11 protein-coding genes are annotated in these 6,437 nt (G+C 35.4%); 2 read left to right on the forward strand and 9 right to left on the reverse strand.

Features of this window, described 5'->3' with window-relative positions; genetic code table 11:
* Positions 1-91: 91 nt before the first annotated feature.
* Both NL42_RS10120 and NL42_RS10125 read right to left on the reverse strand, forming a co-directional pair.
* Positions 92-223, reverse strand: coding sequence for a hypothetical protein (locus tag NL42_RS10120; RefSeq protein ID WP_004643213.1), 132 nt, complete (start codon positions 221-223; stop codon positions 92-94).
* Between the two features lie 151 nt (positions 224-374).
* On the reverse strand, positions 375-1,244 hold the full coding sequence (locus NL42_RS10125) for a LysR family transcriptional regulator (RefSeq protein WP_004791662.1): 870 nt from the start codon (positions 1,242-1,244) through the stop codon (positions 375-377).
* Positions 1,245-1,470: 226 nt separating this feature from the next.
* On the opposite strand from NL42_RS10125, the gene NL42_RS10130 reads away from it, so the two are divergent.
* Entirely contained in the window at positions 1,471-2,325 is an 855-nt protein-coding gene (locus NL42_RS10130; RefSeq protein WP_461312649.1) for a DMT family transporter, read from the forward strand.
* Between the two features lie 55 nt (positions 2,326-2,380).
* Here the strand turns inward: NL42_RS10130 and NL42_RS10135 are convergent, their stop codons facing one another.
* The 3 genes from NL42_RS10135 to NL42_RS10145 all read right to left on the reverse strand — a co-directional run bounded on the left by NL42_RS10135 (position 2,381) and on the right by NL42_RS10145 (position 3,994).
* Positions 2,381-2,644 carry a hypothetical protein gene (locus NL42_RS10135; RefSeq protein WP_016137789.1) on the reverse strand — a complete coding sequence of 88 codons (264 nt, stop codon included), beginning with the start codon at positions 2,642-2,644 and terminating at the stop codon, positions 2,381-2,383.
* 179 nt (positions 2,645-2,823) lie between these two features.
* The gene (locus NL42_RS10140; protein WP_461312650.1) at positions 2,824-3,066 is read right to left on the reverse strand and encodes a hypothetical protein; all 243 of its coding nucleotides are present in this window, start codon (positions 3,064-3,066) and stop codon (positions 2,824-2,826) included.
* Positions 3,067-3,679: 613 nt separating this feature from the next.
* Positions 3,680-3,994: a winged helix-turn-helix transcriptional regulator gene (locus tag NL42_RS10145; RefSeq protein WP_446090125.1), complete on the reverse strand. Its 315-nt coding sequence runs from the start codon at positions 3,992-3,994 to the stop codon at positions 3,680-3,682.
* A gap of 110 nt (positions 3,995-4,104) precedes the next feature.
* On the opposite strand from NL42_RS10145, the gene NL42_RS10150 reads away from it, so the two are divergent.
* On the forward strand, positions 4,105-4,521 hold the full coding sequence (locus NL42_RS10150) for a carboxymuconolactone decarboxylase family protein (protein WP_461312654.1): 417 nt from the start codon (positions 4,105-4,107) through the stop codon (positions 4,519-4,521).
* Between the two features lie 88 nt (positions 4,522-4,609).
* On the opposite strand, the gene NL42_RS10155 is transcribed toward NL42_RS10150, so the two are convergent.
* The 4 genes from NL42_RS10155 to NL42_RS10170 all read right to left on the reverse strand — a co-directional run.
* On the reverse strand, positions 4,610-5,176 hold the full coding sequence (locus NL42_RS10155; protein ID WP_461312651.1) for a lysozyme: 567 nt from the start codon (positions 5,174-5,176) through the stop codon (positions 4,610-4,612).
* 15 nt (positions 5,177-5,191) lie between these two features.
* On the reverse strand, positions 5,192-5,701 hold the full coding sequence (locus tag NL42_RS10160) for a hotdog fold domain-containing protein (protein WP_461312652.1): 510 nt from the start codon (positions 5,699-5,701) through the stop codon (positions 5,192-5,194).
* 185 nt (positions 5,702-5,886) lie between these two features.
* Complete coding sequence (locus tag NL42_RS10165; RefSeq protein WP_003652344.1) at positions 5,887-6,087, reverse strand: hypothetical protein; 201 nt, start codon at positions 6,085-6,087, stop codon at positions 5,887-5,889.
* A gap of 107 nt (positions 6,088-6,194) precedes the next feature.
* Positions 6,195-6,437: hypothetical protein (locus tag NL42_RS10170; protein WP_461312653.1), on the reverse strand; the 243-nt coding region annotated here is incomplete at its 5' end.

The raw sequence follows: 6,437 nt of genomic DNA on the forward strand, positions 1-6,437 counted from the left end.
ATAAATATTGTGAGTTACAAATCACATTTTAAGATTAAAATAAAAAGATATAAAAAACCCATCTTACGATGGGTTTCAAAATTCATCTGGATTATGAATCTTTGTCCATTGAATGAGGAGTAGTTGTTTTATCTTGCTGCTTTGTGTCATTTTCACCTTGGCAAGCACTCACACTTAAAGAAATAATGGCAGCTAAACCCAAGGTAGCCATAATTTTTGTCATATTTCACCTCATGAATTATTCAATAGTGAGTTAATAAATACTTTTTATTAGTTTTACGATCAGCATAGGTTTCTAGGCTTTTTTGTAGATTTAACGCAAAAATGTAAAGCTCTTTGGTTTCACCTTTAAATATCAACTTAAAATTTGGTCATTAAACATTCACTGAGTGTCTGAGTGTTTTAATGAGTAATTCATACAGGTGGTCTACAGCTTTTGACTCTAAAGAAGACCTACTCCGATAAACAGCAGCCTCCATCGGCTCTAATGGCCCAAGTCCATGATCTGCACCTAATATGGTTAAATGCTCAGGTGCACTGCATTGTGTGAACACAGCGATTGCTAAACCGCTTTCAACTGCTGCAATTTGACCAGCCAAACTTGAACTGTTGTATACCACACGGTAACGGCGCCCTTGTAATGCCAAAGAATGAATAGCGCTCTTTTTAGCTTGACTGGTACTTTCGTAAACTGCAATTGGAAGCGGGTCTTCTCGCCAGAGTTCAAATTGTGGAGAGCCAACCCATACCATCGGTTCATGAAATAACAGTGTTCCTTGACGAGCGTTATCTCTTGAAATTAATGCCAAGTCTATATCACCACTTTCTACTCGTGGAATTAAAGAAGTCGACTGTTCACAAATTAATTCAATTTCAACCCCTCCGTAACGGGGTGCAAAACGTTTAAGTACGGGCGTTAAATATTTAGCAGCATAGTCATCAGGTACCCCAAGGCGTATACGGCCCTTTAATTCATCTCCGTGAAATGCCATTTGGGCTTCTGCATGTAAGTCAAGAATACGGCGCGCATAACCTAAAAGTAGCTGTCCTTGCGACGTTAATTCAATTTGTCGATGTGTTCGTATTAAAAGTTGGCAATGTAGCGCTTCTTCTAGTTTTTTTAGTTGCATGCTCACCGCAGACTGAGAGCGGTATAACTCAGGTGCTGCATTCGACAATGAGCCTGTATCTACGACTGTGACAAAACACTTTAACCAATCAATCTGTAAGTTTTTTATATTCATTACGACTTATCTATTCGATTTTCAAATAGTATATAAAAGAATTATGCGCTTTTCTTTATCTATTCTCTCTCCCATACTGAAATTAGAAGAAGTTAAAACAATTCATTTTTTCTGAAAGAAGCTATCCGTGAATTGATTAATGCCTGAATAACACGTTAATAGCGACACCTACTAACAATTTCATCACTTCGTATTTCTTAGGTATTACGCACTAGGAGGAGGTTTTATGCGCCTAAATAAACAGATGCTTGCATCACAAAGTGCGACATCTATTTTCGTTTTACTTTGGGGAAGTGCCGCAATTTTTACTCGTTGGGGGCTCGATAATGCCTCACCCATAGCATTATTAATTCTGCGCTTTTCTATTGCTTTAATTGTTCTGTCGCTACTGGCTATTTTTAGAAAAAGACTCTTACCTAAACATGGAACTAGAAAGCAAGTTCTGCTTACTGGGTTACTCATGATTGCAGGTTATTCAATTTGCTATTTTAAAGCGATGGCTCATGGGGTAACACCTGGTTTAATGGCTACAATTATGGGAATACAACCCATTTTAACGCTTTGCCTTCTAGAAAAGATTTTACAAAAAGAAAGGCTATTCGGTTTATTCATTGCTTTAGCCGGACTCATTATTTTAGTCTGGAAAAGCCTGACGATGTCTTTTATAGCACCAATCGGGATATTCTTTGCCTTGGCTGCCCTCATCTGTATAACCTTTGGGGCCATCATGCAAAAGAACATTCAACAAGCTCCTACAGATGTCTTACCGCTACAATATATAGTCAGTCTTGTGGTCTGCCTGTTTCTGGTTCCCTTTGAACATTTTGAAATAACGTGGAATTCACAACTGATTATTTCAGTCTTATTTCTAGGAATTTTAATTTCTGTAGTTGCTCAGCTTTTACTTTACCGGCTTTTAAGTCAGGGCAATATTGTCAACGTGACAAGCCTGTTCTATTTGGTTCCAATTGTTACTGCGCTCTTAGATTTTCTAATTTTAAAAAATACGTTACCTCTGGCGGGCTTAATTGGAATGATTGCAATTTTACTGGGCTTAATGCTTGTATTTAAAAAGAAGTAACTCATAAAAAATATTATATAAACCCTCGAATGAGGGTCTTATTTTGAGTAAAAATTTAATCTAAATTTTTCCAGTCTGTACCAATTTGGGCTAATGCTGGAAGTTCATCACTATTAAAAACATTAGAATTTTGATCAATAGCAAATCGATAGATGGGCATAGAATCAGCTTCCGTTTTCTTAAAGAATCTGAAGTTTTCCGTAGGGTGATAATTACCCGCTTCTGTAGATTTCACTGCTGTTCCTGACGGTATATGAATATAACTTTCACACGCCACTTCAACGTTATTTCCAGCAAGATCTTGGTAGGAAAATTTCATGTTTTAATCCTTTCTAAATTTTTATGATTGAGAAAAACTTAACATGCTATCTGGCTAAATTATTGAAACTTTTTTAACGAATTGTTTAAGTGTGTATATTTGGTTAAAACTAGAATTTTTGTAAAAAGAAATGCTCATCCCTGTAATGCATATTTTTATAAACGTATCTTATACCTAATCTAAATAGGATCTTTCATGCTGAGTAAAACAGCATTACTTGGAATACTTTTAAGTATTTTCTTTTGTTGTTTCAGCCATTCTTTATAAAATTTTTTATTAGATTGTTCTGAAAAATTGTCTTTGTGCTCGCTACAGGAAGTGTCGCCTATATTTCCAGATCGTGCACACGGCCAATTGTTCAATTGGGGTGTCAAAACAGCATTACTCACCCATGAAAGTTCTTCTAATCTAATCAAATTCATCTCTACTTCCTTGCTTTCCTATAGCGTCTTCAATCTTCGATTGATTCATATAAAGCTTTATTTTGAATAATTTATAGACGGCTATTGTTTTACTTTATAAGCCAATCCAATTGGAGCTACACACAAATAGCACACCCTAAAAATTGCAAAGTGCAAATTTTGTGTATTGATTTATCAAAGATGTAAGTTGCTATATGAGCACATAAATTGAGTTTAAATAGAATGAGGAAGATATTTAGAATGTTTTCTTCTTTGTTGCTTCAATTTCAGATATACTGAACTTAGTATGAGATGAGCCTTATATAGTTCATTGCTAGATCAATGAACGACTAAGCCCTTCGCTTTCGAGCAAGGGCTTTTTTATTGCCTATAATTTGAGAAAAATTATGCTCATATGAACTGGTGGGTCGACCATTGGTTTGCCTTTATAGAGCAGGTCTGTTAGATTGGTCTTGTTCACCAACTCCTATTGTTGATGAATACTGAAGCCTGATTCGTAGCATCAGGCTTTTTTAATGCTTAAAATTTGTATAAATGATCCTGCCAAAATGATCACATACGATCTAGGTGTGACCTAAAAACATAGTAAATCAAACTATAAAATAAACCGGCCTTATCTTACTTTTAGCCAAGTGCCCACTTCTTTTAATACATCAACTAAACTGTTTAATTTTTTGCCATCTTCGGTTAGTGAGTACTCAACTTTAACAGGAACCTCCGCAAAAATTTCTCTGTTAATAAAACCTTCTTCTTCAAGAAAACGTAATTCTAACGTTAACATTCTTTGAGAAATATTAGGTATTGCCCGTCTTAGCTCATTAAAGCGCATAGGTCTTTCGATGAGAAATGAAATAATTAACATTCTCCAGCGACCACCCAATACTGTCATTGCCTCTTCTACGGAACAGCCAGAAATATTATCTTTCATTGTTTAATAAGGTATAAAAAATATACCTATATAACAAAATGGTGCCTAATTTACAATCTATACCAAGTAGTAAATAATAGTTTTTTATCACCAAAAGACTGGCCTATATGATGGAATATAAAGAAGTTGCTAAAAAAACGATTAATCATTTGTACTCAGCACATGCATCTATACGAACCTCTGGCATTGATCCTCAAATAGTTGCTTTAGCTGAGTTATATGTTTCGCAAATCAACGGCTGTGCTTACTGCTGCGCTTTTCATGCTCAGGAATTAAGAGATATGGGACTAAGCCAAGAAGTGATTGATAAAATTCCGGGCTATAAACATTCGAATGCCTTTTCAAAGAAACAACATCTTGCTCTTGAACTTGCGGAGGCAGTCACTTTTCTATCTGACAAAATTGAAACTGTAAAAGCTCATTTAGCCGAATATTTTAGTGAAAGAGAGATTGTAGAGTTAACGACTAGCATTTCGCTTATGGGAGCATTAAACCGGCTCAGAATCACCTTAGAAGATAAAAGTTAATTCATCCAATTTCTATATGAAAAAGCCCTGACCATTCGAGGCTTTTTCATGTTTTTTAAAATTTTATAAAAAATTGAGATAACTATTTTCATGATAGAAATAATTTCTTTTCGATTGCACGACGATTCACCAGCCCTTGCAAACGCTTACCACCAGCATTGACCCAGACATCAAACTGGTTGGCAGCCTCTTTATAATCACCTAAATTTAAATTTTTGAGTAAGGTCGAGTTTTTAAAAGCCCCGACTCCAATGTTATAAGTTAAAGAGACTAATGCATCGAATTGGTTTTGTTTTAAAGGTACTTTTACAGCTCTATTTACTGCGCGCTCAAATATCTTTAAATCATGCTGCATATAAGCTTTAGCTTGTTCAAGCGAGCATCGGTCTCCTTCTCTTACACGCTGACCATTAGGATATCGCGTAGTGCCATATCCAATGGTCCAGACGCCAGTACCATCATCATAAGCACTGAGTTTTAATCCTTCAAAATTACAAATTAGATTTACACCATCTAAACTAAGAGACATCTCATCAACAGCGACGCCTATTAATTCATCACCATAATCAGTTGCTGTAGCAATATGATCGTTTGCTGCATCTTGCTGAGGCTTGGCAGTAAAAAATTTGCGAAGATAATCCAATATTTTTTGCATTTAATGCCCTGTTATTTACTTTTTCTCTGTAACCCAAAGCGTGATATACCCTTGAACTACTGGCTGCCCATCAGCTCTATAAGCATTAACTTTTATTTGCATATCTCCAACTTTCCACTCGTCATCAATTGTTGCTACTAATTTAATATCAGAATCTGCCTTAGCTACATAATTTACGCTCATACCTTTAGGTAACCATCTTAAATGTTGAGGTACTGATGCTTCAGCTAACACGCCCATGACAAACTCTAGCCCATTACATATGGCAATAACGTGTACCGTCCCAATATGATTTTCGATTGATTTATTTTTTTTGATTGAAGCTTCGCACACATTTAAATCTAATTTTTGGATAATTGGATTTACAGTCTGAAAATATGGAGCCACTCGACTAACAATCTTTGATAATAGCGTTAATCCGCCTGGTACATTTTTCAAAGTCTTAAACGCGAGCAGAACATCATTGACCGGTGGAACTACTTTATTTTTGATTTTGTTGGTAAATGCAGAAATATAATTACTCATAGTTTTACTTCAATTCGAGAATAAATCATTCATTAAATATATATGTACCCACCTCTACACTCATTGCTTAGTTCTCAATTTTTTGAGTCATTAATGATAATGATTAAATAACCTCGAACGTACCGTACTGTTCAACTAGAAAGTCCAAAATATTAAAAATGCCCAATATTGAATTGGGCTTTAAATTATTGTTCGATTTCGATGGGATCCCCATCTTCAGGACGAATGTGTCGTTCACCATCATCTGCGGGATCTACACTCGAGCCATCTTTGGTAATGCTGTTATACAACTCATCCTCTTTTTTATCATCGATAAATTCTTCATCGGCAAAATCAAGAGGCTCTTCATCATCGTCAAAATTTAAGGGTTTTTCTTCATCTATCATGAGATTCATCCTCTACTTAACTTGTGTCATTCCATGCTTAAATAATTAACGGCTACATTCAACACTAAACAATCATCATTTGTGTAACTGACACTTTCAGATACGTTTTAGTTTTTGTTATTTTCAAGATGGTTCAAAATACTACTAATTTTTAAAAGTAAGTAACCAAACAGTAACCCATTAAATATAATGAAAAGACCGACTGTAACCATTTCTTTAGACCAAACTTGAATAATGTCTAAATTATCATTTCTTGTTTCAACTTGCCCATATGACAAAATAAAGGCTATTCCCAAAACAATTCCAAATAAAATTACGCCCCATGCGACAACTGAGGTTGCCTTGCTTTC

Source organism: Acinetobacter sp. GN11, from assembly GCF_054823985.1.

Excerpts from the sequence above, each read along its gene's own strand:
- NL42_RS10120 (WP_004643213.1), bottom strand. The coding sequence starts at position 223 with ATGACAAAAATTATGGCTACCTTGGGTTTAGCTGCCATTATTTCTTTA.
- NL42_RS10125 (WP_004791662.1), bottom strand. The coding sequence starts at position 1,244 with ATGAATATAAAAAACTTACAGATTGATTGGTTAAAGTGTTTTGTCACA.
- NL42_RS10130 (WP_461312649.1), top strand. The coding sequence starts at position 1,471 with ATGCGCCTAAATAAACAGATGCTTGCATCACAAAGTGCGACATCTATT.
- NL42_RS10135 (WP_016137789.1), bottom strand. The coding sequence starts at position 2,644 with ATGAAATTTTCCTACCAAGATCTTGCTGGAAATAACGTTGAAGTGGCG.
- NL42_RS10140 (WP_461312650.1), bottom strand. The coding sequence starts at position 3,066 with ATGAATTTGATTAGATTAGAAGAACTTTCATGGGTGAGTAATGCTGTT.
- NL42_RS10145 (WP_446090125.1), bottom strand. The coding sequence starts at position 3,994 with ATGAAAGATAATATTTCTGGCTGTTCCGTAGAAGAGGCAATGACAGTA.
- NL42_RS10150 (WP_461312654.1), top strand. The coding sequence starts at position 4,105 with ATGGAATATAAAGAAGTTGCTAAAAAAACGATTAATCATTTGTACTCA.
- NL42_RS10155 (WP_461312651.1), bottom strand. The coding sequence starts at position 5,176 with ATGCAAAAAATATTGGATTATCTTCGCAAATTTTTTACTGCCAAGCCT.
- NL42_RS10160 (WP_461312652.1), bottom strand. The coding sequence starts at position 5,701 with ATGAGTAATTATATTTCTGCATTTACCAACAAAATCAAAAATAAAGTA.
- NL42_RS10165 (WP_003652344.1), bottom strand. The coding sequence starts at position 6,087 with ATGATAGATGAAGAAAAACCCTTAAATTTTGACGATGATGAAGAGCCT.